Source organism: Shouchella phoenicis, from assembly GCF_047238345.1.
In the GTDB taxonomy this organism is placed as follows: Bacteria; Bacillota; Bacilli; order Bacillales; family Bacillaceae_D; genus Shouchella.
Window position 1 is genome coordinate 3,262,843 of sequence record NZ_JBDFMQ010000001.1, and the last position, 24,764, is coordinate 3,287,606.

31 protein-coding genes are annotated in these 24,764 nt (G+C 41.3%); 10 read left to right on the forward strand and 21 right to left on the reverse strand.

The annotated features are described in order from the left end of the window. The first annotated feature begins 80 nt into the window (after positions 1 to 80). Positions 81 to 1,121, forward strand: coding sequence for a choloylglycine hydrolase family protein (locus tag ABC361_RS17415; protein ID WP_413075113.1), 1,041 nt, complete (start codon positions 81 to 83; stop codon positions 1,119 to 1,121). Positions 1,122 to 1,412: 291 nt separating this feature from the next. Here ABC361_RS17415 and ABC361_RS17420 read toward each other — a convergent pair whose 3' ends face one another. The 7 genes from ABC361_RS17420 to ABC361_RS17450 form a co-directional block, all read right to left on the reverse strand. Next, a complete protein-coding gene (locus tag ABC361_RS17420; RefSeq protein ID WP_413075114.1) occupies positions 1,413 to 1,820 on the reverse strand; it encodes a GNAT family N-acetyltransferase in 408 nt (135 codons plus the stop codon). Between the two features lie 57 nt (positions 1,821 to 1,877). After that, on the reverse strand, positions 1,878 to 2,627 hold the full coding sequence (locus tag ABC361_RS17425; RefSeq protein ID WP_413075115.1) for a class I SAM-dependent methyltransferase: 750 nt from the start codon (positions 2,625 to 2,627) through the stop codon (positions 1,878 to 1,880). Positions 2,628 to 2,811: 184 nt separating this feature from the next. After that, positions 2,812 to 3,639 carry a GNAT family N-acetyltransferase gene (locus tag ABC361_RS17430; RefSeq protein ID WP_413075116.1) on the reverse strand — a complete coding sequence of 276 codons (828 nt, stop codon included), beginning with the start codon at positions 3,637 to 3,639 and terminating at the stop codon, positions 2,812 to 2,814. A 49-nt stretch (positions 3,640 to 3,688) separates the two neighbouring features. Beyond that, complete coding sequence (locus tag ABC361_RS17435; protein WP_413075117.1) at positions 3,689 to 4,588, reverse strand: Ppx/GppA phosphatase family protein; 900 nt, start codon at positions 4,586 to 4,588, stop codon at positions 3,689 to 3,691. Positions 4,589 to 4,605: 17 nt separating this feature from the next. Beyond that, on the reverse strand, positions 4,606 to 5,403 hold the full coding sequence (phnE, locus tag ABC361_RS17440) for a phosphonate ABC transporter, permease protein PhnE (protein WP_413075118.1): 798 nt from the start codon (positions 5,401 to 5,403) through the stop codon (positions 4,606 to 4,608). Beyond that, the gene (gene phnC, locus ABC361_RS17445; RefSeq protein ID WP_375079416.1) at positions 5,400 to 6,170 is read right to left on the reverse strand and encodes a phosphonate ABC transporter ATP-binding protein; all 771 of its coding nucleotides are present in this window, start codon (positions 6,168 to 6,170) and stop codon (positions 5,400 to 5,402) included. Before phnC ends, phnE begins: the two co-directional genes overlap by 4 nt. Continuing rightward, positions 6,170 to 7,066, reverse strand: a complete 897-nt coding sequence (locus tag ABC361_RS17450; protein ID WP_375079417.1) for a PhnD/SsuA/transferrin family substrate-binding protein — start codon at positions 7,064 to 7,066, stop codon at positions 6,170 to 6,172. The genes phnC and ABC361_RS17450 overlap by 1 nt, the downstream gene beginning before the upstream one ends. Positions 7,067 to 7,326: 260 nt before the next feature. Here ABC361_RS17450 and ABC361_RS17455 point away from each other — a divergent pair, with 260 nt between their 5' ends. Beyond that, positions 7,327 to 8,523: an MFS transporter gene (locus ABC361_RS17455; RefSeq protein ID WP_413075119.1), complete on the forward strand. Its 1,197-nt coding sequence runs from the start codon at positions 7,327 to 7,329 to the stop codon at positions 8,521 to 8,523. Positions 8,524 to 8,547: 24 nt separating this feature from the next. Here ABC361_RS17455 and ABC361_RS17460 read toward each other — a convergent pair whose 3' ends face one another. Next, positions 8,548 to 9,426, reverse strand: a complete 879-nt coding sequence (locus tag ABC361_RS17460) for an oxidoreductase (RefSeq protein WP_413075120.1) — start codon at positions 9,424 to 9,426, stop codon at positions 8,548 to 8,550. Positions 9,427 to 9,576: 150 nt separating this feature from the next. On the opposite strand from ABC361_RS17460, the gene ABC361_RS17465 reads away from it, so the two are divergent. After that, positions 9,577 to 10,098, forward strand: a complete 522-nt coding sequence (locus ABC361_RS17465) for a TetR/AcrR family transcriptional regulator (RefSeq protein ID WP_413075121.1) — start codon at positions 9,577 to 9,579, stop codon at positions 10,096 to 10,098. Here the strand turns inward: ABC361_RS17465 and ABC361_RS17470 are convergent. From ABC361_RS17470 to ABC361_RS17500, 7 genes are all read right to left on the reverse strand, one after another. Then, positions 10,095 to 10,490, reverse strand: a complete 396-nt coding sequence (locus tag ABC361_RS17470) for a GNAT family N-acetyltransferase (RefSeq protein WP_413075122.1) — start codon at positions 10,488 to 10,490, stop codon at positions 10,095 to 10,097. The genes ABC361_RS17465 and ABC361_RS17470 overlap by 4 nt on opposite strands. Further along, complete coding sequence (locus ABC361_RS17475) at positions 10,487 to 11,107, reverse strand: putative glycolipid-binding domain-containing protein (protein WP_413075123.1); 621 nt, start codon at positions 11,105 to 11,107, stop codon at positions 10,487 to 10,489. The genes ABC361_RS17470 and ABC361_RS17475 overlap by 4 nt, the downstream gene beginning before the upstream one ends. Beyond that, positions 11,076 to 11,546: a GNAT family N-acetyltransferase gene (locus tag ABC361_RS17480; RefSeq protein ID WP_413075124.1), complete on the reverse strand. Its 471-nt coding sequence runs from the start codon at positions 11,544 to 11,546 to the stop codon at positions 11,076 to 11,078. Before ABC361_RS17480 ends, ABC361_RS17475 begins: the two co-directional genes overlap by 32 nt. Positions 11,547 to 11,565: 19 nt before the next feature. Continuing rightward, entirely contained in the window at positions 11,566 to 12,066 is a 501-nt protein-coding gene (locus tag ABC361_RS17485) for a DNA topology modulation protein (RefSeq protein WP_413075125.1), read from the reverse strand. 53 nt (positions 12,067 to 12,119) lie between these two features. Beyond that, complete coding sequence (locus ABC361_RS17490) at positions 12,120 to 13,175, reverse strand: transglutaminase-like domain-containing protein (RefSeq protein WP_413075126.1); 1,056 nt, start codon at positions 13,173 to 13,175, stop codon at positions 12,120 to 12,122. Between the two features lie 29 nt (positions 13,176 to 13,204). After that, positions 13,205 to 13,495: a hypothetical protein gene (locus tag ABC361_RS17495; RefSeq protein WP_413075127.1), complete on the reverse strand. Its 291-nt coding sequence runs from the start codon at positions 13,493 to 13,495 to the stop codon at positions 13,205 to 13,207. 85 nt (positions 13,496 to 13,580) lie between these two features. Beyond that, on the reverse strand, positions 13,581 to 14,159 hold the full coding sequence (locus ABC361_RS17500) for a hypothetical protein (RefSeq protein ID WP_413075128.1): 579 nt from the start codon (positions 14,157 to 14,159) through the stop codon (positions 13,581 to 13,583). 466 nt (positions 14,160 to 14,625) lie between these two features. On the opposite strand from ABC361_RS17500, the gene ABC361_RS17505 reads away from it, so the two are divergent. Next, complete coding sequence (locus ABC361_RS17505) at positions 14,626 to 15,465, forward strand: aminoglycoside phosphotransferase family protein (protein WP_413075129.1); 840 nt, start codon at positions 14,626 to 14,628, stop codon at positions 15,463 to 15,465. 64 nt (positions 15,466 to 15,529) lie between these two features. Beyond that, positions 15,530 to 16,720 (forward strand): UDPGP type 1 family protein, encoded by a 1,191-nt coding sequence (locus ABC361_RS17510; protein WP_413075130.1) that lies wholly within the window; start codon positions 15,530 to 15,532, stop codon positions 16,718 to 16,720. 42 nt (positions 16,721 to 16,762) lie between these two features. Here ABC361_RS17510 and ABC361_RS17515 read toward each other — a convergent pair whose 3' ends face one another. Further along, positions 16,763 to 17,014 (reverse strand): hypothetical protein, encoded by a 252-nt coding sequence (locus ABC361_RS17515; protein WP_413075131.1) that lies wholly within the window; start codon positions 17,012 to 17,014, stop codon positions 16,763 to 16,765. Positions 17,015 to 17,346: 332 nt separating this feature from the next. Continuing rightward, positions 17,347 to 17,712 carry a hypothetical protein gene (locus tag ABC361_RS17520; protein ID WP_413075132.1) on the reverse strand — a complete coding sequence of 122 codons (366 nt, stop codon included), beginning with the start codon at positions 17,710 to 17,712 and terminating at the stop codon, positions 17,347 to 17,349. A gap of 190 nt (positions 17,713 to 17,902) precedes the next feature. On the opposite strand from ABC361_RS17520, the gene ABC361_RS17525 reads away from it, so the two are divergent. Beyond that, entirely contained in the window at positions 17,903 to 18,430 is a 528-nt protein-coding gene (locus tag ABC361_RS17525) for a GNAT family N-acetyltransferase (protein ID WP_413075133.1), read from the forward strand. 60 nt (positions 18,431 to 18,490) lie between these two features. Here the strand turns inward: ABC361_RS17525 and ABC361_RS17530 are convergent, their stop codons facing one another. Beyond that, positions 18,491 to 19,207 carry a 3-ketoacyl-ACP reductase gene (locus ABC361_RS17530; RefSeq protein ID WP_413075134.1) on the reverse strand — a complete coding sequence of 239 codons (717 nt, stop codon included), beginning with the start codon at positions 19,205 to 19,207 and terminating at the stop codon, positions 18,491 to 18,493. A gap of 124 nt (positions 19,208 to 19,331) precedes the next feature. On the opposite strand from ABC361_RS17530, the gene ABC361_RS17535 reads away from it, so the two are divergent. Next, positions 19,332 to 19,961, forward strand: coding sequence for a LysE family translocator (locus ABC361_RS17535; RefSeq protein ID WP_413075135.1), 630 nt, complete (start codon positions 19,332 to 19,334; stop codon positions 19,959 to 19,961). Positions 19,962 to 19,999: 38 nt separating this feature from the next. Here the strand turns inward: ABC361_RS17535 and ABC361_RS17540 are convergent, their stop codons facing one another. After that, positions 20,000 to 21,190, reverse strand: coding sequence for an RtcB family protein (locus ABC361_RS17540; RefSeq protein ID WP_413075136.1), 1,191 nt, complete (start codon positions 21,188 to 21,190; stop codon positions 20,000 to 20,002). Positions 21,191 to 21,604: 414 nt separating this feature from the next. Between ABC361_RS17540 and ABC361_RS17545 the strand changes: the two genes are divergently transcribed. Continuing rightward, complete coding sequence (locus ABC361_RS17545) at positions 21,605 to 22,321, forward strand: Type 1 glutamine amidotransferase-like domain-containing protein (RefSeq protein ID WP_413075137.1); 717 nt, start codon at positions 21,605 to 21,607, stop codon at positions 22,319 to 22,321. 39 nt (positions 22,322 to 22,360) lie between these two features. On the opposite strand, the gene ABC361_RS17550 is transcribed toward ABC361_RS17545, so the two are convergent. Further along, complete coding sequence (locus ABC361_RS17550; protein WP_413075138.1) at positions 22,361 to 23,308, reverse strand: ring-cleaving dioxygenase; 948 nt, start codon at positions 23,306 to 23,308, stop codon at positions 22,361 to 22,363. Between the two features lie 84 nt (positions 23,309 to 23,392). Between ABC361_RS17550 and ABC361_RS17555 the strand changes: the two genes are divergently transcribed. Together ABC361_RS17555 and ABC361_RS17560 are read left to right on the forward strand one after the other, a co-directional pair. Further along, entirely contained in the window at positions 23,393 to 24,007 is a 615-nt protein-coding gene (locus ABC361_RS17555) for an alpha/beta hydrolase (protein WP_413075139.1), read from the forward strand. Continuing rightward, complete coding sequence (locus tag ABC361_RS17560) at positions 24,004 to 24,444, forward strand: MarR family winged helix-turn-helix transcriptional regulator (RefSeq protein WP_413075140.1); 441 nt, start codon at positions 24,004 to 24,006, stop codon at positions 24,442 to 24,444. Before ABC361_RS17555 ends, ABC361_RS17560 begins: the two co-directional genes overlap by 4 nt. Positions 24,445 to 24,482: 38 nt before the next feature. Here ABC361_RS17560 and ABC361_RS17565 read toward each other — a convergent pair whose 3' ends face one another. Continuing rightward, positions 24,483 to 24,710 carry a hypothetical protein gene (locus tag ABC361_RS17565; protein WP_413075141.1) on the reverse strand — a complete coding sequence of 76 codons (228 nt, stop codon included), beginning with the start codon at positions 24,708 to 24,710 and terminating at the stop codon, positions 24,483 to 24,485. Between the last annotated feature and the right edge of the window lie 54 nt (positions 24,711 to 24,764).

A 24,764-nucleotide genomic window follows, 5' to 3' on the forward strand; every position in this document is an offset into this window, starting at 1 on the left:
AGGGTCACGTCAAACGCATACTCTTCTCCCTCAGCCATATACTGTATGGATTTGTTCTAAATGGAGAGGGGAAATGACGGATGTGTACATCGGTAACGATAAACACAAAAGACGACCATCATTTTTTAGCAAGAAATTTTGATTTCTATGAGTTGCCTGCACCTTATGAAGTAACGGTCTTACCGAGAAAGTATAGGTGGCTTAATAAACAAGATAACCGGACTATTACAAGTCGATATGCGGTTGTAGGAATGGGCGCACAAGCGGATGACCAGTTCGGCCTTTTTGATGGATTTAACGAAAAAGGATTGATGGGTGTGACCCATTACTTAGAAGGATTTGCTCAATTCGAAACGCAACGACGCAGAGATAAGATTAATCTTGCTGCTCTTGACTTCATCTTATTCGTACTTACACAATTCCAATCAACCGATGAAATCGTTCGATATCTTGGCGAGTTGAATTTGATGGAACGGGACTTAGAACTAACAGGCGGTCCTCCTCCAATCCACTGGATCTTTACAGACAGCGCCAAGAAGACAATTGTCATTGAGAGTACGAAAGACGGTGTGAAGGTATACGATAACAAAGTTGGTGCTTTTGCAAACAGTCCTGATTTTCGCTGGCATCTCATTAATTTAAACCAATATGCAACACTCTCATCCATTCAACCGAGTCAAGAAGTTATCTGGGGAGACTACCCTCTCGTGCAGTCACCTGAATTATTAAGCGGTAATTTCGGCATTCCTGGCGATTACACGTCTCCCTCTCGATTTGTTCGAGCTGCCTTCCTCCGTAATCATATTGAAGAAGCCGAATCGGCGCAAGACGGCTTACGCAATTGCATACGCACACTCGATTATTGCAGTGTCGCTAAAGGAGCAGATATTGAGGATGGTGATGCTTCTTACACCTTATACACAAGCGCGATGTGTGCCAAAACTGGCTACTACTATTATTATACGTATAGCAACAACCAACTAAATGCCGTCAACCTGTTTCATGAAGATTTATCTGGGCAAGAGAAAATAACCTTTCCAGTGAACATCAAACAATCCATTCATTATCAGAATCCCAGAGAGCGGGAGGAAGAAAAACATAAAGATGAATACGATGAATAAGTCGGCTATTGCCGGCTTATTCATTTATTTTTCGAACAATTTGAATTATAATCACCGTTAATCAAACGTTTAATTAAGGGAGTGAATTTGCATGAAACCTGTTATCGAGAAGAAGATAAACACCGTGTTCACATGCTCTCCCCTCCTCCTTATCGACACAGCTTCATCGGGTATTTTGCATTAACGTTTGCTTGTAGACACCGACTTTTTCAAGGAAATTTAATTCATTGCTGTTGTCTTGATCATTCACTTGATGCTTCATTCCCCAGGATTGATCTTTTCCGGCTTTCTTTATACACCTGATTGATTTCTGTAATGCCTTACGATCATGCCATTACTTCTTGTCATTTGAAACTGCTCGTAATAACCAACTAAATCATCATCACAACATAAATCGACCATATAGTGATCGCTTAATTGATCCAACATCCTCGAGACTAATTTTTTGCCGACTCCCTGATTTTTGTATGCTGGCAGCACTTCTAAAAACGGAATGTAGGCGGCAAGAACACCATCGCTAATTGCTGTCGTGTACCCAACTACACGATTCTTCTCTTCGTCTATTGCTAGAACGATATAGCTACTTTTTTCTAGAAGCATCCTATGCTTTTCGGGTGTAGGGTGTTTATCCCCCCAATCCTGAAAAAAGCCTGTTAACATCTCTGCTGATATACTGTCTAGCGTGGTTTGATAACTCATTCTTTCTCCCCCATATCGTTTAAAAAGGAATCTCCGTAAAGAAGATTCCCTCTCGTTTCACTTTCTGGCTATGATCATAAATCGTTTTGAATTTGTTTGAATGCCTTTTGACGTTTGATAACGCGCAATAAATGTTTGGAATTGTTTTTCATCATCTGCCATTTCACCGAATTTATCTATGATCGGAGTATGTGTCAGCAAAAAGCGTAAATCTTCTTCTGATTTATAGTACTCAACTGCGTTATAGTCTTGGGCGAAAACTTCTTTAAATCCAGCTGCCTTCAATGCGTCGATATACGTTTCTTTTAACGTTCCATCTTTGACACCAAATGCCTGCCCTCTGCCAAAGCACTCTTTTAGATTAACCTTATCGCCTTCACTAACTTGTTGAGTAAGAAAAATCCCGTTCTCACTTACTACACACTCTACTACATTTGCAGAAAAGGGAGCATGACAGCAGGAGACCATTTCATACGATTGTTTTAAAACCTCTACTTCTTCAGACGCCATCTCGTGAAACGTAACATTTTCAACTGCTAAACGCTGTTGATTGCTTCGCGCTGTTTGTATCATTGTTGGCGATTGATCAACGGCATCAATATGAGCCACGGCTGGGGCCAGCTTTAAAATGTTTTCTCCTCCACCGGTTCCTAAGTCTAGTATTGTGTCTGTTGGCTTTGACAGTTGCTTTACTCGTTCATAAAAATTCCATTTCACACCTGTTAACGTTGTATTTACTTGACTGAAATCCCAGCCTATTTCTTTTCCAATTCGATTGTAAAATTGATGTAATTTTTCACTCGTCATTTTTGTTTCCACCTTTCAACACGTAACGTAAGCGCTTGGATCATTGTTCAAAAAAAGACAGACTTCTTCCTTGGTGGCTAGTACGCGTTTTTTCTAGCCCGAACAGGAAATAAATCGAACAAAATAAACCAACATGTTACGCTCACTCCTTTGAAAGATTACAACTAGTATACTACAAATCGTTTTAATAGAAAGAATATTTTAACGATAAACTCAAACGTTCTTTCCCTATAGGAAACTCAATCATATAGGCTTGAAAGAACACGTCAAACCCAAGTGTTTCATAAAGACGAACGGCTGCTTTATTATGAGCAAGTACCGACAAATACACGTTTGGCGAGCAATGTAATCCAATTCGAACTAACTCACTCGTCACAGCTTTTGCGTACCCTTTTCCACGGTTTGATGGACATGTCATAATGTTTCCAAGCTCCACAAGTTGTTTGTCAAAGAAATGAAACCCACCAACAGAGACAAACTCCCCCTCTTGCTTGATCGCACAAAACGGATTTGTTTCTAGTTCCGCAGCAAGAAAATAATTCATTCCATTCTTTTTGATAAATGTTGCACAGGCATCATAGTCAATTTCTTTAACTCGCTCAATGTCTGTCGCCGAAATGAGCTTTGATTTATCTACGTGCCTCATTGTGATGAAATCAATTGGCTGACCCGTTAATTCAAGCTGTTGCCCAAGCAACTCCTTATCTTTCCCTGTTAGAATGGTACCGCCAATTTCACCAGGATTAAGATCTAGGTCAACTGTTGCAAACGCTAGTAAGGAACGAAAATCTACTACATCTCTATTAATCGGTAAGAAAGAAAACGCAGGAAAAGGTAGTTGATCTGTATAAGCAAGTACCCCTATTAGCTCTTCGTCCTCATATTGACCATAGAATGTTGCTTCCTTTTTGCGGACGGTCACATACATGTAAAACAAGAAGTTCTCCTCTTTTTTAACCTTTTTTGCCACATCATCAATTACATCTAAATTAAGCTTTCGATTAACGGACACTGCTTATCCCACCTTTTCATCCTTTCGTTCTACTATAACGAAAAACACCCTATACGTGTAGCAAGGGTGTTGATCTTTTGTGACTAGCGTTTAATGCCGCGATTAATCCCTCTGTAATGGTTAAGCGATGAAACGTTATTTCAGAAACCGGAAAGACATCAATGACTGCGAGCAACGGAAGCAGTCCACCTTTAAACGAGGCAATGCGATGCTTTGGAATCCACTTTAGCTGCACAAACTCTTCTTCGGCTTTTTCGAGAAGCTCATAGAGCTGCTGTTTAAGCACATCCGTCGAAAATGAGTCGGTTTGCACGTGCTCTTTTAAAAAATGATGAGCGCCACCAATCGTAATAAGGGAACGCATGGGCGCAGTATGGAAAACTTGATCCTTTGCAAGATGTTCTTTTAGCTGTCCGACAAACTGACGCCAGTCGGCTGTTTCTGCACAGAAAAAATCATTGCTTAACGTCAGCGCTCCAAAAGGGTAGCTTTGAAAGTAGGTTGCGCTCGATTTTGATACCATTGTTAACTCCGTACTTGCGCCACCAGTATCTAGCACGATCCCTGTTTCGAGACAAACCCGCTCCTTTAAGGCAAGGTATCCGAGCAAAGCTTCCACTCGTCCAGACAAAATTTGAATACTAGAATGAATTTGGCTTTTAATTGCATGTAGCACATCCCCTTGATTCCTCGCCATTCGTAAAGCACCAGTTGCAAACACGAACGACCCACGACACACATAAGCTTCTTCAACCTTTTTAAACTGCTGGAGCGCCCATATGATTTTTTTTACTGCTTGCTCTTTTAAGATTCGATCTTTCGTTAAATGCTTGGCGAGATGAACTTGAGCCTTCTTTTTCGTCACAATACACCATAGCCCTTTATCTCGTTTGCAAATCGTACATTTCATAGAGTTGGAGCCGATCTCGATCATGGATACATAGTGCATAAAATGCTCCTCCTCTACTAAATTAGTCGCTTGCGAATGCGTTGCGAGACTTGCTCAACTACTATGACAACGACCAGGATCAAGATGATAATCATCAACGCTTCATCAAACCGTCTGAGCGTCATCGACGTGGACAGCTCTACACCAATCCCGCCAGCACCTACTAGACCAAGGATTACAGCGGAGCGAACTGCCTTCTCTACACTAAAAAGACTTGTGCCAACAAAAGAAGCAAACCCAATTGGTAGAATCGATCCTGACATGACACCTAGCTTCGAGCCACCTGTTGATTCGAGCGCTTCAGAAGGACCCTTTTCAATTTCTTCAATTCGCTCCGAGAAAAACCGTGCGCAGAAACCGATTGTATCAACGGTAATGGTCAATATCCCTGCTAACGGACCAAGACCAATCGAAATCACAAAGATTAAGGCCCAAACTAAGTCTGGTATCGTACGCAACACAGATACAATCCCTTTTGTTGCATAACCAACAACCGGATGAATCGTTGTGTTCCTAGATGCTAAGAGGGCAACAGGCAAACTGATGATAACACCAAAAACCGTGCCGACTAAGGCAATTTGAAACGTCTCATACATCGCCGCAGATATAGAAGAAAACCGTGATGGATCAGGCGGAAAAGCCGTTGAGATAAAATGAATCATGTTGACAAAGCCCGTACTTAAACGATCAATGGAAACACCACCGTGCTGAATGCCCATTATAAATAATGTTAAAAATACCAGCCACCCCAACCAAGTAAGAAGAGAAGGACGCTTAAAGCGAGGAGGCATATGGCTGTTGGTCATCTCGCTCATGATACCTCTTCCTCCTTCTCCTCAACGTCATAGAGCCATGAGAGTTGGCGTTGATCCATTTTCTGGACCGAAGCATCTAACACTTTCTTTCCATTTTTCAACGCAATAATTCGGTCACCAAACTCTAGTGCAGCCTCAAGCTGGTGAAGAATACAAATCATCGTCATTCCTTTTTTTGAGGCAATCTTCGTAAGCAGACCCATGATTTCTTTTCCTGCTTTTGGGTCAAGGCTTGCGATCGGTTCATCGGCAAGTATGATTGAAGGTCGCTGCATCAACATTCTTGCGATTGCAACTCGTTGTTTCTGACCGCCAGATAAAGCATCTGCTCGACGACCGGCTAAAGAAGCAAGTCCAACTTGTTCTAAGCAATCCATCGCTTCTTCCCTTAAAGAGTTTGCGGCAAACGGAGCTAGAACGTGAATAAACGTTGTTGTTCGCCCCATCGCACCAAATAAAACATTTTGTAAGACCGAGACGTTGTACACAAGATTAAAATGTTGAAAAACAATTCCCATTTGCTTTCTGTACCCTCGTACCGTTTTTTTGCTCAACGTTGGCAAGTCTGCACCGTTCACATACACATGTCCTTGAGTTGGTTTTTCAAATTGACTTACGCAGCGGAATAACGTCGATTTTCCCGATCCATTATGGCCAAGAAGGACAACTTTTTCTCCTTGTTGGACGTTAAAATCAACAGACTTTAGGGCAGTCACACCGTTATCATACGTTTTTGTTAGACCCCTCACCTCAATCATCGCACTCATTAGTCAAGCTCCATTCCAAGAACGCGGTACGCTTCACGCATAGAATCATAGTCGCTGTCCTCCGCGTCAACAAACTGACCTTCCATGTATTTATCATTCTCACCCGTCTCAAGAATGCTTGATAGGATAACATCTTGATTTTCAAGAATGGCTGCTGTTAATTCTTCCACGAAAGCATCATCTAGCGCCGGGGAAGCAACAAACACATCATTCGGAAGAGGCTCTCCTTCAGCAAGTAAGCGATATTTCCCTTCTCCATCCTCTTCTACCATCTGTTGATAATCTTTTATTCCAGTTGCTAAAACATCCACATCGTGATTCTTAAACGCTTCAATTCGTGCACCATCTAGAAGTTGAATCGACACATCTTGATCAAGATCAAATCCAGCTTCGATTAAGATTTGACTAGGCCCGATGTGACCACTTGTTGAACCTGCATCTTTCATCGCAATCGAAGCACCTTTTATATCATCTAGCGTTTCGTACTCACTATCCTCATGGACAATAATCGCCGCGTGATAATCAGCTCGTTCAATTCCAACAATTGGCTCTGCATCAGGAACAACCGATTTAATTTGTGCATATTCCGACGGACCTGCAAGCAAGACATCCACTTGATCATACTCTAGTGCCGTTGCGCCAATGATACGGTCATTCACCGCAAAAAATTCTATTTCGAGATCAAGCACCTCTTCAAGCGCATCTTTAAAAGGACCAAACTCACGCTGTAATTCTTCAAGACCTTCCAAACCCGTATCCGCAAATCGTAATGTCTCCGGCCAATCTTGCTTTTCATCCGTTTCGTTCTCATTTTCTTCAGCCGTTACCTCACTTGCAGCTTCTCCACACCCGACTAACAAAAACGACAAACCCGCCAAAAGGAAATACTTTTTCATCCCACTCACTCCCTATGTATGTTGTTAGCTCTAACGATACAGGGAAAATATGAAGCGACTATGAGGCTGAGATTAAATAATCATAAAATTTGTAAAAATAATGTATCGTTTGTAAATGGAGTTATCGTTTTTAATTAATAACTTTCTTGCATCGATCTTATGCAAAAGAGTCATTAGAGCGTAGTTGACGGAAGGCGTATGATTAAAGAGAACACAATTGTCTTAGTTACTAGTAAATTCAATCCGCAGGAGCAGATCAAATGACAGACATACATCGTGGTACAACAGCATTTAAGAAGATCAATGCTGCTCTTTTTATTGGGGGCTTTTGTACATTCGCCATTCTTTGGGGCATGCAATCACTACTTCCAGAAATTGCAGAAGAATTTAGCGTAAGCCCTGCCTTATCAAGCCTCGTTCAATCTTCAACAACGCTATCTCTTGCCATTACGTTGCTGATCATTGGCGCATTTGCACATAAATTTGACCAAAAACATTTAATGACGACTTCTCTTGTTGTTTCATCGATTCTCGTGATTTTCTCTGGCTTTTTATCCAGTTTCGGATTGTTAATCTCTTTCCGAATCTTACAAGGTATTACATTAGCTGGTATTCCTGCTGTGGCAATGGCTTATTTAGCAAATGCCATTGAAGGCAAGAGTCTCGGATTTGCAATGGGGCTTTACATTAGCGGTAGCTCCATAGGAGGCATGACTGGAAGGATTGTTAGTGGATTTTTAACGGATTACTTTAGTTGGAATGTAGCTGTAATGGGTGTCGGCCTTATAAGTTTGCTGGCTACTGCATTATTTTGGTACCTGCTGCCTAGAGTTGAAAAGAAAATTGCACCTGCTCAAAAACAAACTGGCATGATTCGCTCCTTTCTCTCTTCTTTCAAAGTGCCTGGTTTACCTTATCTATTTTTAAATGGGTTCTTGCTCAGCGCTGGGTTTGTCTCATTATATAACTACATTGGCTTTGTCCTAATGGATTCGCCCTATTATTTAAGTCAAACATTAGTCGGCTTTATCTTCGTCGTCTATCTAGTTGGAACCTTTAGCTCAACGTGGATGGGCATGCTTTCCGATAAGTACGGAAAAGGAAGAATCCTCAAGCTTTCCATCAGTATTTTATTTATCGGCGGTGCGCTTACTCTTCATCCAAATTTATGGTTAATCGTCCTTGGCATTGCGATCTTTACGTTTGGATTCTTCGGGGCTCATTCCATTTGTAGTAGCTGGGTCAGCAACTATGGAAACGAGAATAATACACAATCTACCTCTATTTACCTATTCGCCTACTATTTTGGCGGTAGTGTGGTGGGCACGCTGTCAGGAACCCTTTTTTACGCAGTCGGCTGGTCGGGCATCGTTGCCATGATTGCCGCGTTAGCCGTCTTGTCCTTCCTCTCCGCTTTTCGCGTTACAATCATAAAAAAGCACCAGCAACCGGCTTAAGATAAAGGCCGATTGTTGGTGTTTTTATTTTTGAAAAGGATAACGCACACCGGTTAACTGTTCCGAAACCTCCCAAAGTCTTTTCATCACATCTTCTTCAACGTACCCGTTCTTAGGTGTAACAATGATCGGATTTCCTTTTCGCTCTCCTTTTCCATCTGGACCAATAAATTCTCCGCCGATCAATGATTCCTCCATCGCCGCATAAATCGTTGGGAGGCTCCCCTTCTCAGCAGGCTGTGTGAAAAATTTCATGGCGGAACGAACGTACCAAGGTGTCTTACCTTTACCAAACTGGAACAAGTTCGTTGCGGAAAAACCCGGGTGAGCCACAGTACTAATCGTTTTATACTTATTTTCTTTTAAACGTCGATCGAGTTCCTTCGCAAATAGTAAGTTCGCCAATTTACTTTGTCCGTAAAATTTTTGTGCGCTATACCCTTTCTTTCCATCTAGATTATCAAAGTTGATTTCACCAAATCGATAAGCAATGGAGCTTAAAGACACCACCCGCGCGCCCTCGCTTTTTTCTAATAGAGGGAGAAGTTGTGCCGTTAATGCAAAATGACCAAGATGATTACTCGCAAACTGTAGTTCAAATCCATCTTCCGTAATTTCATGTGGCGGCATCATCACCCCTGCGTTATTTACAAGGATATCAATTGCCACATCGTCTCGCAGCATTCCTTCACTAAACGCGTGCACACTCGATAGCTTAGATAGATCAAGCTCTCTTAGTTCAGCATGTCCGCTTGGATGAAGCTGCATTAATGCTTCTTTCGCAGACTTTCCTTTATCCAAATTTCTCACTGCCATCACGACACGGTAACCTTCAGCAAGAAAGTGCTTCGCTGTCTCATAACCAATGCCGCTGTTTGCACCGGTGATAACAATTGTCTTCATATTCAATCGAACTCCCTTTATGATAAAATAAAATTGTGACAGTTGTAACATTATTGTGCAGTTATCGTACCAACTAGTCTACCATCAGTCAACGAACGAAAAGGAACTGTGACAAATCCATTTAGATGTAACAGAAAGGACGAGTTTAAGATGCTCCAAAACCGTAATCGCACATATAAAAAAACACGCTATGCCCTCATACAAGCGCTTTTAACATTAATGGACAAACACGCCTATAAAGAAATTACCGTTAGCGAAATTGTGGATGAAGCAGTCGTTTCGAGACAATCGTTTTACCGCCACTTTGACGGAAAAGAAGACGTCATTCAAAGTTATTTTGACGAGCTGTGCGAGCAATTTCTCTCATTGATCAATGAAAAAAAGGACATGCACATACATGATGTCCTCTTAGCATATTTTCAGTTTTGGGCAGACCATCGCCTACTTGTGTTAACCCTTTATAAACATGGTGACCGTACCATTGTAGACATTAGCCATTATTTAAAAGCATTGGCCGATCTGATGTTCCAGCATAAGACCATGTCTTCTTATGAGCAGCAATTTATCGTCGGCGGCATTTTTTCCGTAAAGCTTCACTGGATTCAAGAAGGGATGTCCCTTTCTCCTGAAGAACTAACAAGCCACATCATCAAGTCGATCCCTTCCAATTAAGACGTTCTCGGAATGACGAAACAATTGTCCACATGGTCAAACCCAATTTTCGGATAGTATGTCATCGCTTCTTCTGATGCTCGTAAGATTAGTGCAGTCTTTTCACCAATCTCTTCTTTCGTTTTTTCGATTAACTTCCGGCCAATTCCCTGGGCTTGATAGTCTCGATCAACAGCTAAATCAGATAAATAACAGCAATAACTAAAATCCGTTAAGCCTCTCGCCACTCCAACTAATCGATCTTCATCCCAAGCCGTCACTAGCAAATTGCCGTGCTGAAGCATCGTCTCCAATCTTTGTAAATCTTCGGTTGGACGATTAATCGCTGACGCTTTAAAAACCTCCGCAAGTTGCTTCGGCGTAATGGCCTGTCCAGTTTTCAATGTAATCATTGGTGGTCTTCCTCTCTTGTTTGGTGTGGATACACTTGGTTGAAATAAGTAGGATACGCTAATACAAAACCTTGATCATCCACTGTAAACACGGTTTCAAACTGTCCGCTTTTATAATGGAACGTTTGTGTATCCTCTCTCTTATGGATCCTTTTGTAAGATTGCTTTACTTTTTTATACGTTAAGTTCTCATGATCAATATAGACAACGTCAATTAAAGCTGGCTCTACCCGTTGTTCCCAATTCAATCGTTTAATTGGCAGTGAATTTGTTAGTGGTGTACATGACAAATCGACATCAACGGCTTCAGTTAAATCAGGAATGTTTGTTCCATCTTTTAAAAACCATTTCCCTGCCTTATCCACTGTTAAAAATAATCCACCATCTTGTCCTTTTTTGCTCACTTCCAAATTTTCGACTTCCCAGTTCTGGTTCAAACGTAGCGTATACTCTATACAGGTTGGCGAATGATTCTCAAGAGTCATCACTGTACTGCACACCTTTATCCCCGCTTCTCCCCTTTCAATATGAGCAATTTCTAGACCGGTGTACTCAATGTTTTTCCAAACACGCTTCGTCTTCATATTATTCATTCGCTTTCCCGGAAAGAAATTCAAGTGGTTCGGCACACCTTTGATAGCCATTGCGCTTGTAGAAAGGCACGGCTTCATCACTTGGCCAAACAATTGCAAATTCAAACTGATTGTCCTTGATCCACTGATGAATGGATTGAAGTAATTGGCTTCCAATTCCCTCATTTCGAACTTCAGGTGAGGTGTACACATTCGTCATAAAAAGGAACGGATGTGTCACTCTTCCTGGTCGCGGTACTTTATGTACAAGTTCAGTATAGGTATGGGAGACAATTCTCCCCTCCTTTTCTGCAACCCAGATAAACCAACGATTATTGGTTAAAGCATCTTTTAAAAACGTTGTACATTCCTCTTCAAACTCAAGAAATGATGCTTCGCCCTTTGCTGGGTCACCCTCAATTGTAAAATCCCAACGCATCGTTACAAGACGAGCAATATCTGCTTCTGTAGCAAGTCGTATCATCGTTGCGTTCCACGCCCCTTCACTTCGCCATAAATGCCTCGACTTCTCGCTTCGATTGCAGAATGAAAACCTGCCTTCCTTCTGAATAGCGTTCAATCATCTCTAAAATAGCTGGTCGCTTCTTTTTCGGGAAATCCCAAATCCATTTTAAAAATGCTGGGTCTAATTTTTCTTCGCATCCTTCATGCATATCCGGCCTGGTTTTGTGGCGATACATCCGATACCTTTTGATGGCTCGATAGACACAGACACTTCTTGGCATATCTAAATAGATAATCGTGTCGCATGCTTGTAATCGAATCGGCAACGTTCCACCGTAGTGCCCATCAATAATCCACTCATCTTTTTCGACCAGTGAATGTTGCGTCTCTTCCTGCTCTTCTCGAGAAGTCATTTCCCAATTTGGTTTCCAATGAAGAGCATCAAGATGAAAGACTTCTATGTTCAATTTTTCACTCATCCGTCTCGCAAGTGTCGATTTTCCAGCTCCTCCTGAACCAATAAGCACGATTTTTTTCATAGAACCTCCCCAAAATGACCAACTATTTTCTTACTATGCTAAATAAATTGACTTCAATCACCCGAAAAGCCTATACGTATTGTCGTTTCCGATCCTTTAATCCCTTTTTGATTTACGGATGACACCTCCACTTGGTTCAACCCTTCTGACGCATTCCAATCAACTGAATTGCCTGAAATTTGAACAGGTTCACTCTCATTCAAACGCACTTCAAATGTTTCATGACCAGGATGAATGGTGTGGAACGTCAACGTAAAGTGAGGTTCCACAGCGAACAAGTGCATGTTGTTCTCAAAATCTTTATGCTCCTTCAACCCATAAGTTGTAATAATGTCTTCGGGAATCACTGGATCTTTATAATTAAAAAGGATAGTTGTTTGCGTGGGATCGGCATAAAACCGTTCTGTATCATTTGTAAAAAGAGCATGTGATAACTGCATGAATTGAAATGCTAGAAGCTGACGCTCACTTCTTACGTGTAAAAACAGGTCTACAGTTTGTTGATTCATCCAAATAGATGTACTGACATAGCCAAAATAATTTTCGATAAAATCTTTATACTGTTTGACCGATGGACCATCCATAGATAAGACATGGATGGATGCATCTTGGAAGGAACGAGAAAATTCCTCGTAATTTAACGGGATGTCTTTCACTGCGGCATAGCTGTTGAATTGTGGATCTAAAAAGAGCCATTTTTTTAAATGAACAGACCATACTTCTACCACAACATGGGACTGGCCAATTCCACCATAATCTGCTACTTCACTAAACACGCGAACAACACGAGCGACGTACCCTAAAGCGAGCAGGATATCGCTCGTTACTTTCGCGTATTCTGCACATCGAAAGGATTTGCCTGCCTCCGCTTCATTCAGAATATTGAAGGATGAGAAATGCTCACCAGTATTGATTCCATCGTGATCAAAGCGTTGATGGACCCAGCTCAATATTGTAAGAAAGACTTCCCATTCGTCCGTTGAACCGATGTCAAGATGTCCATGTACATATTCTCGTAGCTGTTCTAACTCTTCGTCACTCGTTCGAAGATGCGTAAGGTTTGATAAAGACAGGTGATTGTTTGATTCTAAAATTTTAATTTTTTTCAAGCAAACATCCCCTTTTTCTTAAGATTGGTTTATGTATGCATCAGTCCAATAAAAAAGAAAAATCCTATTACACCGCAGTTAATTAATGTAATGATTAACGCGACTATCGCCAGTTTCGAAGGTTCATTTTTTGAAATCAATACGAGCAAAATTCCGATAACGGTTACAACCGTGCCAATAAAAATAAAGAGCATCATGGGAAAGCTAGCTGCTTCACTTGTTGCGGAGGCAATCGGGTCTAAGAGAATCATGGTTAGTGTCACAAGGATGCTTAACCCAATGAGTCCGTAAGATCGCCATGAATAGGTGCGCGCTTCCATATTGATCCAACTCCTTTCTTAATATTGTCATTGGTTAAAATATAGCATAAAAAAAAGCGCGCCACATTAAGTAGCGCGCTTTTTCTTATTGAAACACTAAAATGATGCCCATCACTGCTATGAACGAGATCGCGCTACCCCAAATTAATTCTGAAAGCGTATGTCGCTTCATTTTTAACGATGCCCAGTAGACCAGGGCAATGAGTAGCAAACCGATGAAAGCAATGGAACCAAGAAAATAAATTAAGAAACTGATTGGTCCGACGACCCCACATGCATGACCGCTAGCACGAATGCGAAGGACTTTATTAAAAACGACAATACCTACACCAGAGAGGAAATAAATCCAATAAATCATTGTCGTTCCTTCTGGGGCATTTGTCACATAGGCAAATAGAATACCAAAGACATAACCTAAGACACCCATGAAAATGGCGAAATTACGTTGTCCTTCCCTTCCTTTATGCCGAAATCCTGGCACAATAGGCTGAAGAGGGTAAGCCATTACCGGCAACACCACTAAAAACAGAAGGGCAAAGCTAAATTGAAACCAGCTATCAAAAATAGAGGGTTCCGCAACAAATAAAAGGAGTAGTGCTACGAAAGCCATAAGTGGAGCAAGGGTTGCTATACGAATACCTTTTGCACATTTCAACGAATTCACTGTGTCACCTACTTTAGTACGAGTCCTATTAAGTATATTTTATGTCCACAATAGACACAACAAAAAGCACCTCTTCGATCGAGATGCGTTTGCTTCTACTTTTTCAGGAACCACTATATACACTTTTCGTCTATAAATCACACCATCTCCCCCTCCCTTGTTACGTTAGCATATATTATTAAAATTTTCTTGCATATTAAACAACTTTTCGAGTAAGATGAAAACATTACACATCAAAAAGGAGATGAGATTCATGTACTTGTTACATCGAAAATGGAAAAACCGTAACTTCATAGCCATCGAGTCTCGTCGAACCTGTAATGTGTTTAACTAACACTACTTTTTCTCGGACTCGTCATGAGGACCGATTGCATATGTGTGAGAGACGTGCGGCGTAACCGTGCGTCTTTTTTTGCTAAACGTCCCCTCTGGCAAAAGTCAGAGGGATCTTTAAAGGAGCAGAATGATGAACATCAAAGATTACTTACAACCCTTACAACAGCAAGGCATTCTCCCTGATAAGGAGATGACTCTTCAAAAACTAAGTGGCGGAACGGTTAGTGAAGTCTACCAATTGGACATTCACGCAAAAAGATTTATCTTGAAAAAACATTCCCCTGGCCAAATAAAGGCAGAAGCACAATTTTTCAATGCCTATGAAGGCTCTGACATCCTCCCTACGCCCATTTATGTCGATCCTTTATTTGAATTTGCGGTCTATCCTTATTTAAAAGGAAGTTGCAACAATCGAACCATACAAAAGGCTGATTTTCTTAAATTCCTTGTGCGAGAGCTTTTTTCTACATACAAACCTGTAGAGACCGGTTGGGGTTGGGCAGGAGCTACTGTTGACTCTTGGTTCCATTTTTTACAACAGGAAGTGGCGGAAGCAAAACCATCTCTTCTCCCTTTTTTAGCAGAAGAGGACCATCTGCTCGTAATTAAAGCGATCCAAATCGTAACCGAGCGGATGCCTTTAACGAAACCGTTTTTGCTACATGGAGACTGCGGAATTCATAACGTCATGACTACAGGGGACGATCTAACAGGCGTTATTGACCCAGATCCTGTTCACGGTCCACCTTTATACGACCTGATCTATGCCTTTTGCTCGTATCCTGCTGATTTATCCCGACAAACGATTCTGCAAGCAGCACAAGAACTAGAAGGGGTGCAAGTTCAGGCCTACCTAGATTCATTTGTACTCGTCTGCCTTTATCTGCGAATGGACACTTGTATGCGCCATCATCCAGAAGACTTCCCTGCTTATGAAATCAGTTGGGCGCATTGGAAAAGATATCTATAGATGAGAGATGCACATGAATATGCTAGGATAAGAGGTGATTACTTGAACATGAGGAGGTCCAACCATGGCGACCTATGAAACCATAAAACAAACATTATTAACCTATCAGCAAGAACACCTGCTGCATTTCTACGACCAATTAACAGAAACAGAACAGCAAAGCCTACTTACACAAATTGATCAGATTGATTTTGAGAATCTAAAGGAAACGAGCCAACAGCAAGAGGAACGTGCAACCATTTCCGCCTTACCTAGTCATTCTGCGGAGATGTTTACCACGACAGAATTAGTAAACATGCATGAACATGGCCTCTCCCTACTTGCAGATGGAAAAGTAGCTGTCGTTCTGCTCGCAGGCGGTCAAGGAACACGGTTAGGTCATAATGGACCAAAAGGAACCGTCAATATGGACGGAACCGCTGCTACCTCTTTATTTGCTTTACAAGCAAAGCGTATCCAAGCATTACAACAGGAAGTGAAAACAACGATCTCTTGGTACATCATGACAAGCCCAATTAATGACGAAGAGACGACAACTTTTTTTAAAGAAAATGGTTACTTCGGTCTAAAACCGGAGCAGATCACGTTTTTTCTCCAAGATGTAAGTCCAGCTCTCACCCCAGAAGGGAAAGTGATGCTCGAAGATAAAGGTACTGTCTTTCAAGCACCGAACGGAAACGGTGGGGTATTCGCATCGATGCAAAAAGCTGGTATTCTAGCAGAACTTAAAAACAACCATGTCAAATGGGTCTTTTTTAACAACATTGACAATGCCCTTGTTCAAGTAGCAGATCCATACTTTCTTGGCTATGCAGATCAACAAGGAGCGGCCATTTCAAGTAAGTCTGTAAAAAAAGCTGATCCCAATGAAAAGGTGGGTGTGCTAGGTCAACGAGACGGGAAACCTTCCGTCATTGAATATTCAGAGCTAACCGAAGAGCAGCGCCATCAACCAGAACTGCAAGATGCGAATATTGGTATTCACCTGTTTGATGTCGAATTTCTAGAACAAACAGCAGATCAAGTTCTACCGTACCATCTAGCTCATAAAAAGATCTCAACTATTAAAGAAGATGGAACGACTGTCCAACCTTTAGAGCCAAACGGCTACAAGTTGGAGAAATTCTACTTTGACGTCTTCCCTTATGCATCAAACATGTCTATTTTTCAAGTCGAACGAGCAAACGAGTTCTTGCCAGTTAAAAACAAAACAGGCAAAGACAGTTTAGAAGAAGCACAAAAACGTTTTAATTAGAAAAAAAAGAAGTCAAGAGACCTTCGTCTCTTGGCTTCTTTTCTATACTTTCACCCATTGTGTGAAAACGTAGTAGAGCGTAACAATGAACCCAGTAACCATAAAAACAATACTCATGATGTAAGGAAACCAGCCATTAATGTCTGACAAAATTGCGCCGAGTTTACTCTGGGAAACGGATTCCCAATTCACAAATACAGGTGAATACACAGCAATAGCAAGATGCATCAATCCGAATAATAAGACCCCTAACCCTAAAAACACATAGCCGAATAGTAAGTGTTCTTTTTTCAACTACTCTCCCGCCTTTCTTCAGTTTAAGCGATATGAGCCTATTCACCCTGAAATAATATCTTAATATTTAAAAATTAATGAATTCAATAACCAAAAACTGGTTTGAAAAAACGAACGATTTAGTTAAATTGGCGAACTTCTTTTATTATAGATGAAAGGCAACTTATTTTGTTAATTAATTTTAATGAATGACTATAGATTTACTTTGGTGTAGTTTTAAAGGGAGTACGCTCAAACGAAGAAAGCTTGGTTGAATGATTGAAAGACACTAAACGGGTCTTTCACGCAAATTCAATCAACGTTTTCCGATATGACAAATGTAGACAAAGGAATCACGTACAAGAAAAATCGGCGCCATCTATTGCCGTCTTTTGAAATTTCGTTATTTCCCAATCCCCATAAGCCGTCCCGCCATGAGCAAACATCATTTTCACCTTGAAAGCCTGTTTATGATTATACGCCACCATGTCTACAAGAAATTGTTCTCCCTCGATTGTTTTTTTGAACGAATGACTGGTTACACATCGAAATTGCATAGGTTGGTCAAATCTCATTTTTATTTCATTTGAGAGATATACAAATAATAATGATTCAATGATTTGCTCTTGATCACTTTGGGTACTTCTTTCTGCATGCGCCACTGCTGGAGCGGAGAGAATACATACAGCGAGAAGGATGGACTGTAAATATGGTTTCATGATTTAAATGCCCTCTTTTTCATTTGATTAGGCATAGTATCTCCAACTTTGTTGGTTTCATGAAACTCAATTAGGCGATCATGAAAAAACTCCCCAGTATGAGAGCTTATTTTACCGTTTGGACATGAACGTTTAAAATAAAGGGTACGATGTAAACAGAGCATTTGTTTAGGAAAAAGGAGAATGATGGATGACGATTACGATTAGACAAGAAACCGAATTAGACTATCCGATAACGGAAACAGTTATTGAAGAGGCTTTTAAAAACGAACAACAGAGTGATCAGCAGGAGCACGTACTAGTAGCAAAAATTCGCAAGTCGGATGCGTTTATTCCACAACTTTCACTAGTAGCGCTGGATAAAGAAATTGTTGGCCACATCCTACTTTCGCACATTACGATTGTGAATGAAGAGAACGCCGTCGACTCGTTAGCACTTGCCCCTGTATCTGTTACCCCTTCTTACCAAAGTAAAGGCATAGGTAGTCAATTAATTCGCACTGCCCTACAACAAGCTAAAGATCTTGGTTACGAATCCGTAATTGTCCTTGGCCACGATGCCTACTACCCCAAGTTCGGGTTCAAAAGAGCGAGTGCGTTTAACATTAAAGCACCCTTTGATGTTCCAGATGACGCATTTATGGCTCTTGAGTTAACCCCTCATGCGCTCGATCACGTAACAGGAATTGTTCAATACTCTAAACCGTTTACGGAGTAGATTTTGCAGAAACGTCTTTAGCAAAAAAAGCACGACTCTAGTTGAGCCGTGCTTTTCTTATTATGGGTTGTTTGACCATAAGCCAGCATGTTTAAGAACAACACGCGGGTGCAGCTTTAACTGGGCGACCATGAGATCGGCCATGTCTTCTGGCTGCATCACTTTTTCAGGATTTCCGTCAGTTAAGTTTAGATCTTTTGCCATATCCGTTGCGACTGTACTTGGCGTAAGGGCTGTCACACGTACATTCTGCTTGCGCACTTCCATCATGAGCGATTCAGTCATCCCAATCAAAGCTGCTTTTGAAGCCGTGTAGGCGCTCGTAGCTGGCGCGCCTTTTTGACCGGCGGTTGAAGCAATGTTAATGATGTCTCCTGTTTGGCGCTCGACCATTTCTGGTAAAACCGCGCGGGTTGTGTAATAGACACCTTTCACATTCACATCAATAATATTTGTCCACTCTTCTGGTGTTAAATCCATGAAGCCACCGAATTTTGAAATACCCGCATTGTTGATCAACACATCGATGGGACCTAATTCGGTGCGAATGCTTTCAACGGCGCTTGTAATAGATTCCAAATCCTCAATGCTTGCTGCGGCAATGGCAACGTTGACGTCGTATGCTTTTAACTCCGCTGCTACGTTTTGCAAATTTTCGAGGGTACGACCAACAAGACCAACGTGCATGCCTTCTTTCGCAAACGCAATAGCGGTAGCGCGTCCAATCCCTCGACCCGCTCCTGTAATTAACGCGACTTTTCCTGTAATGGATTCCATCTTCTTTCACTCCTATAAATTAGATTGTTCTATTCTAGCCTATCTAAAATCGGAACGCAAAAATGAATAATTTACTCATGATTGTCCAGCCCACTTCATATAGTGGACAAGGAGGTGAGTATAAATGGTCGTCAGTGTCATGGTTAGCTTTCTTATTCTTGGTTTAAGCTTGGGTGCGCCAATCGGTCCTGTCAACGCTGCCAGAATTGAAAAAGGGATTCAGAATGGATTCGTTCATTCGTGGATGGTTGGTTTCGGAAGTCTAATGGCTGATGGCATTTTCATGGCCTGCGTTTATTTAGGACTCCATCACTTTATTGACACACCATTTATCCAATCATTCCTCTGGCTATTCGGTGCGTTTGTGTTGCTTTACTCAGGAATTGAAGGAATGATGCGTTCAAATCGATTTTCGATCATCGAAAATCGAAATAAAGATAGCCTCATTCACTGTTTTTTTAACGGCTTCCTAATCTCAATATCCAACCCAATGTCGATCATGTTCTGGCTTGGTATCTATGGCTCGATTATGGTAAAAACAGCTGAAACCGCAACAAACCAGCAGCTGCTACTCTATACACTAATGATTTTCATTGGCCTAACCATTTGGGATCTCTTTGTTGCTTCAATGACAAGTGGTGGAAGGCGCTTCCTCACACCAGCAACCTTAAAGCTTATTGCGCTTTTGTCAGGTCTATCCCTTGTCGCATTCGGGGTATACTTTGCGATACACGGCATTCAACTGTTTTTATAATTCAGAAAGACCTTTCGGATCAACCAAAAGGTCTTTTTCTATTTTGCTTTAAAATTATAAAGTGGCTTCATCATTTGATTCACTTCAACTGTCGCATCAATTTGCTCAAGAATCTCTTTCATTGGTTTGTAAACCATTGGCGCTTCATCAATGGTTTCTTCTGATAAGGACGTCGTCCATATTCCCTTCATGGTCTCTTGAAACTCATTTAAGTTGAACCGTTCTTTTGCTTTTCTTCGACTCATCAACCGACCTGCGCCGTGAGGACCAGAGTAGTTCCAATCCGGGTTCCCTTTTCCTGTCGCAAGAATGCTACCATCTCGCATATTTATCGGAATGATGACACGCTCTCCTTTTTTTGCGGAAATGGCCCCTTTTCGTAACATGTTATGATCTAGATCAATATAATTATGAATCGTTGTAAAGGATTCTGCGATGGTCCAACCCATCTTATCCACTATCTCACTTACCATTGCTTTGCGGTTTAGCAACGCATAATGTTGAGCAATCCCCATATCGTTCATATAGTCAGCAAATCCCTCACCTTCAAGGAATGCCAATTCTTTTTTTATACCCGGATGCTTATAGCTAGAAAGGGCTTCTTCAATTTCATGATTGCGGTTTTCCTTTTTTAATTCGGCAATAAGTGCATCCCGTTCTTGTTTATACGCCATTAACTCATCATAGGCCCGATTTTGATAGTGCTCCGCAATTTGCTTACCTAAATTTCTTGATCCTGAATGAATGACAAGGGCGATTTTATCCCCGTACTCATTTAACTCGACAAAATGATTGCCTCCACCAAGGGTCCCAATGCTGCTCAATGCACGATTTAGATTAAATGGCGCGCGAATCGATGCAAATTTCACTTCTTTTGCATAGGCATGGCGTTTGTTCTGTGCCCTAATTTGAAAGCCATGAGGGATATGCTTGCGAATAACCTCATCCAACTGATCAAAGTTCACGCCTTCCTCTGGTTTATGTAGAATCGCAACTTCTAGTCCACACCCGATATCCACACCAACAAGGTTTGGGACAATTTTATCTGTGATCGTCATGGTCGTGCCAATTGTACACCCCGCTCCTGCATGGGTATCAGGCATGATTCGAATGGTTGAACCTTCAACAAACGATTGATTACATAACTCCACGATTTGATCCATTGCAGATGGATCAATGGTGTTTGTGAAGATTTTTGCAGTATTATAGCTTCCTTTTGCTTCAATCATTTGATTCAGCTCCTTTCTCTTATTATATGGCGACAATTGAATAAATCGAGAATTTTTTTACAATTCATTGACGGTAATCTACCATTCCTTTTAAAATAAGCAAAAACCCTCATTCTTATGAACGAGGGCTACAGGTCGAGATCGTGACAAATCCCTTTATTTATCTTCCTTTTTTCAAAAGCACAATCGAGATGACGAGCATGAGTAGCGAAATGACAAACGAGGAGACAGTCGCACCAACTGCAATAATTAGATTTAATGCTTCATAGGAAGACAATGCCCCACCCCTTTCCATCATCACACACGACAACGTACCTGTACGTATTAATGAGAAACGAATGAATCATGATCCTAATTTTTGCTTGAAACACTACTTTGGACTTGGTTTCCCAATATGCTTAGGAGGCTTAATCAATGAGACAAATTATCGCATTAGGGGGCGGCGGATTTTCAATGGAACCTGATCACCCGTTCCTTGACGACTACATCTTGCAGCAAGCAAATATGGCAAACCCAAAGATCTGTTTCCTGCCAACAGCAAGCGGCGATTCAGCTGGATATATTGAGCGTTTCTACAATGCTTTTGAATCAAAACCATGCACGACAAGTCATTTATCTTTATTTAAGCCCCCTACTCGAGATTTACGATCATTCATTCTCGAAAAAGATGTTGTATACGTTGGTGGAGGGAACACAGTGAACATGCTTCTACTTTGGAAGCATTGGGGGCTGGACAAGATTCTTAAAGAAGCCTATGAACAGGGCACGATTCTTACTGGATTAAGCGCTGGGTCCATTTGTTGGTTTGAAGAAGGAATAACTGATTCTTATGGAGCTGGCTTGGAACCCATCAACGGATTAGGATTTTTATCAGGAAGTCATGCGCCTCATTACGATGGTGAGCACGAGCGGCGACCAACATTTCACCGATTGATTAATGAAAAGAGGATCAAACATGGGATTGCCGCAGATGATGGCGTTGGTCTGCATTATCAAAACGGATCACTAACCACGATCATCAAGTCACGCAAGGATGCACATGCCTATTCTGTACAAATCAATCATGGTGATATTGAAGAAAAACAACTAGAAAGCACGTATCTAGGTAATAAACGCAAAAAATCTTCATGAATGATGGTCAATCACTCATGAAGATCGCTTTCACCACTATTACGTGCGTAATGGCTTTAATTTCGCTTCAATTTCTTTACGCTTTGGCTCAAGAAATGGCGGCAACGACAACTCCTTGCCTAAATCCTCTAACTTTTCATCAATATCAAAACCTGGTCCATCAGTAGCTAACTCATACAAGATGCCATTTGACTCTCTAAAATAAAGCGATTTAAAATAGTACCGATCCACAAAGCCGGACGTGGTGAAACCTTCTTTTTCAATATGATCGACCCACTGACGAAGCTCTTCTTCCGTCTCGACACGAAATGCAATATGATGCACACTGCCTCTACCTTCCCGCGCTTTTGGAAGATCTTTGTTTTCTTCTACATGAATTTCACTTGAAAGACCATTCTCACCTATTGCGAATACAAGGACCGTATAATCACCATTGGTATATTGCCCTGTTTGAGTAAAGCCTAATACATCAGTCAATACTTGTCCTGTTGGTTCTGCATAGCGAACTTGTAACGTTGCTGGACCAAGGCCGATAATCGCATGTTCCCCAGACACTTCATCTGTACCGTTTTCAAGAACAGGCGATGCGTCTTGGTCCACAACAAGACTCATTCGATGACCGTCAGGATCTTGGAATGGTAAAACAAGCACACCATTACGCTCGCGAATCTCTTCGTGCTTAACTTGATACTTGTTGAAACGCTCAGACCAGAATTGAAGTGCTTCATTGGATGGAACGAGCAACCCAATTTCATAAATACGGTTTGTTCCCTCTCGCTTTTGAGCGAGTAATGGAATTTCAAAAAATGTAACCTCTGTGCCTGGAGAACCTTTTGAATCGGCGTAAAACAAATGATAATTTGACGTGTTATCTTGGTTCACTGTTTTTTTCACTAATCGCATACCGAGAATGTTTCTGTAGAAAGCTAAATTACGTTCTGCATTTGCCGTTAGAGAAGATACATGGTGATGACCTTTAAGTTTCATGGGTGTCACTCCTTTTTCTAATCTTGATTTATTTATAGTTTACAGGTAAACTGAATGTGAGTCAATTTTAAGGGAGGGTTTTTCATGCGTTATTTCTATCATCGTAGTCAAACGACAACAGATACATTCATTTTGCTTCACGGAAGTGCTGGAAGAGAATCCGATTTACTTGAAATTGCAGGTGATTTAGATGTCTCTTTCTCCGTCATCGGCTTACGAGGAGACGTCCGGGATGAAAAAGGCTTTCGCTATTTTTCTCGTCCAACGAACGGAGCGTTTGATTATGATGATATCAACGCTCGTACGGAAGACATTCACGAAACCATTAAAGATCTTCTAAAAAAGAACGGCACGAAGGATGCGCGCCTTCATTTGATTGGATACTCCAATGGAGCGAATGTTGCAACAAATTTAATTCGACGGTATCCAGAAGACTACACAAGCGCCGTGTTGTTCCATCCGAGTCACCTGTTTCGTGATGCACGTGACATTGACCTAGATGGTACAACGATTTTTATTTCCGCTGGTGCAACAGATACACTCGTTTCACCTGGAGATGCCTTCGCACTTGAAGCACAACTACAATCTTATGGTGCGCAAACCAAGCTCGCCTTAACCGATTATGGTCACGCCCTTACAACTGCTGACATCGAGGAAGCAACGAACTGGTGGAAAATCGTTCAAGGAAGCTCATTATGAAACAAAATGATAAAACAAAAGAAGAAGTGCTCGCACTCCTCGTCTGGTTTCGATTGTCGCGAACGTACCACCAAAGTCTAAAACGTTCAAATACCTTTTTAAAAAAGTGGGGTCTTACAGTTGCACAGTTTGATGTACTCGTCCAAATTGGCACGCATACACGTTTATCGCAACTTGATTTAGCGAATACCCTACTTGTCACGAAAGGCAACATAACAAAGCTACTTATGAAAATGGAAGAAAACGATTGGATCATACGGGAAAAAGAAAAAAAGTCCAAATACCTTTCGCTAACGTCAAAAGGCCAAGATCTGTATAACGAGATTGTCCCACAACAGGAACACCAACAAGCCGCCTATTTCGAACGATTAGATGGCGAAGAGTTAAAACAACTCCATGATTTGCTTAAAAAAGTAGGCGAACCAGAAGAAACGTAAAAAGGAGCGGACAGCAGTCCCGCTCTTTTTTCACGTCGTTAAACCGTAGCCGTTTTCTTTTTGAATACGGCTAACGATACACCATATGCCATCGTTGCAGCTATAAAACCATTTATGTAACCAACGATAGGATAGTAAGCCGTACCATTTTCAACTATAGAAATCCAACCTTGCACGTACAGCATGGTCAGAACGTATCCAGAAAGAATGTCTAAAGCAAACAGTAGTACGATAAACACAGCAATAAATAGTAAATAAGGTTTCATGATTGTCCCTCCTCCCCTCTATACGAACCCAAGATGAGAGTCGTTTCAAAATAA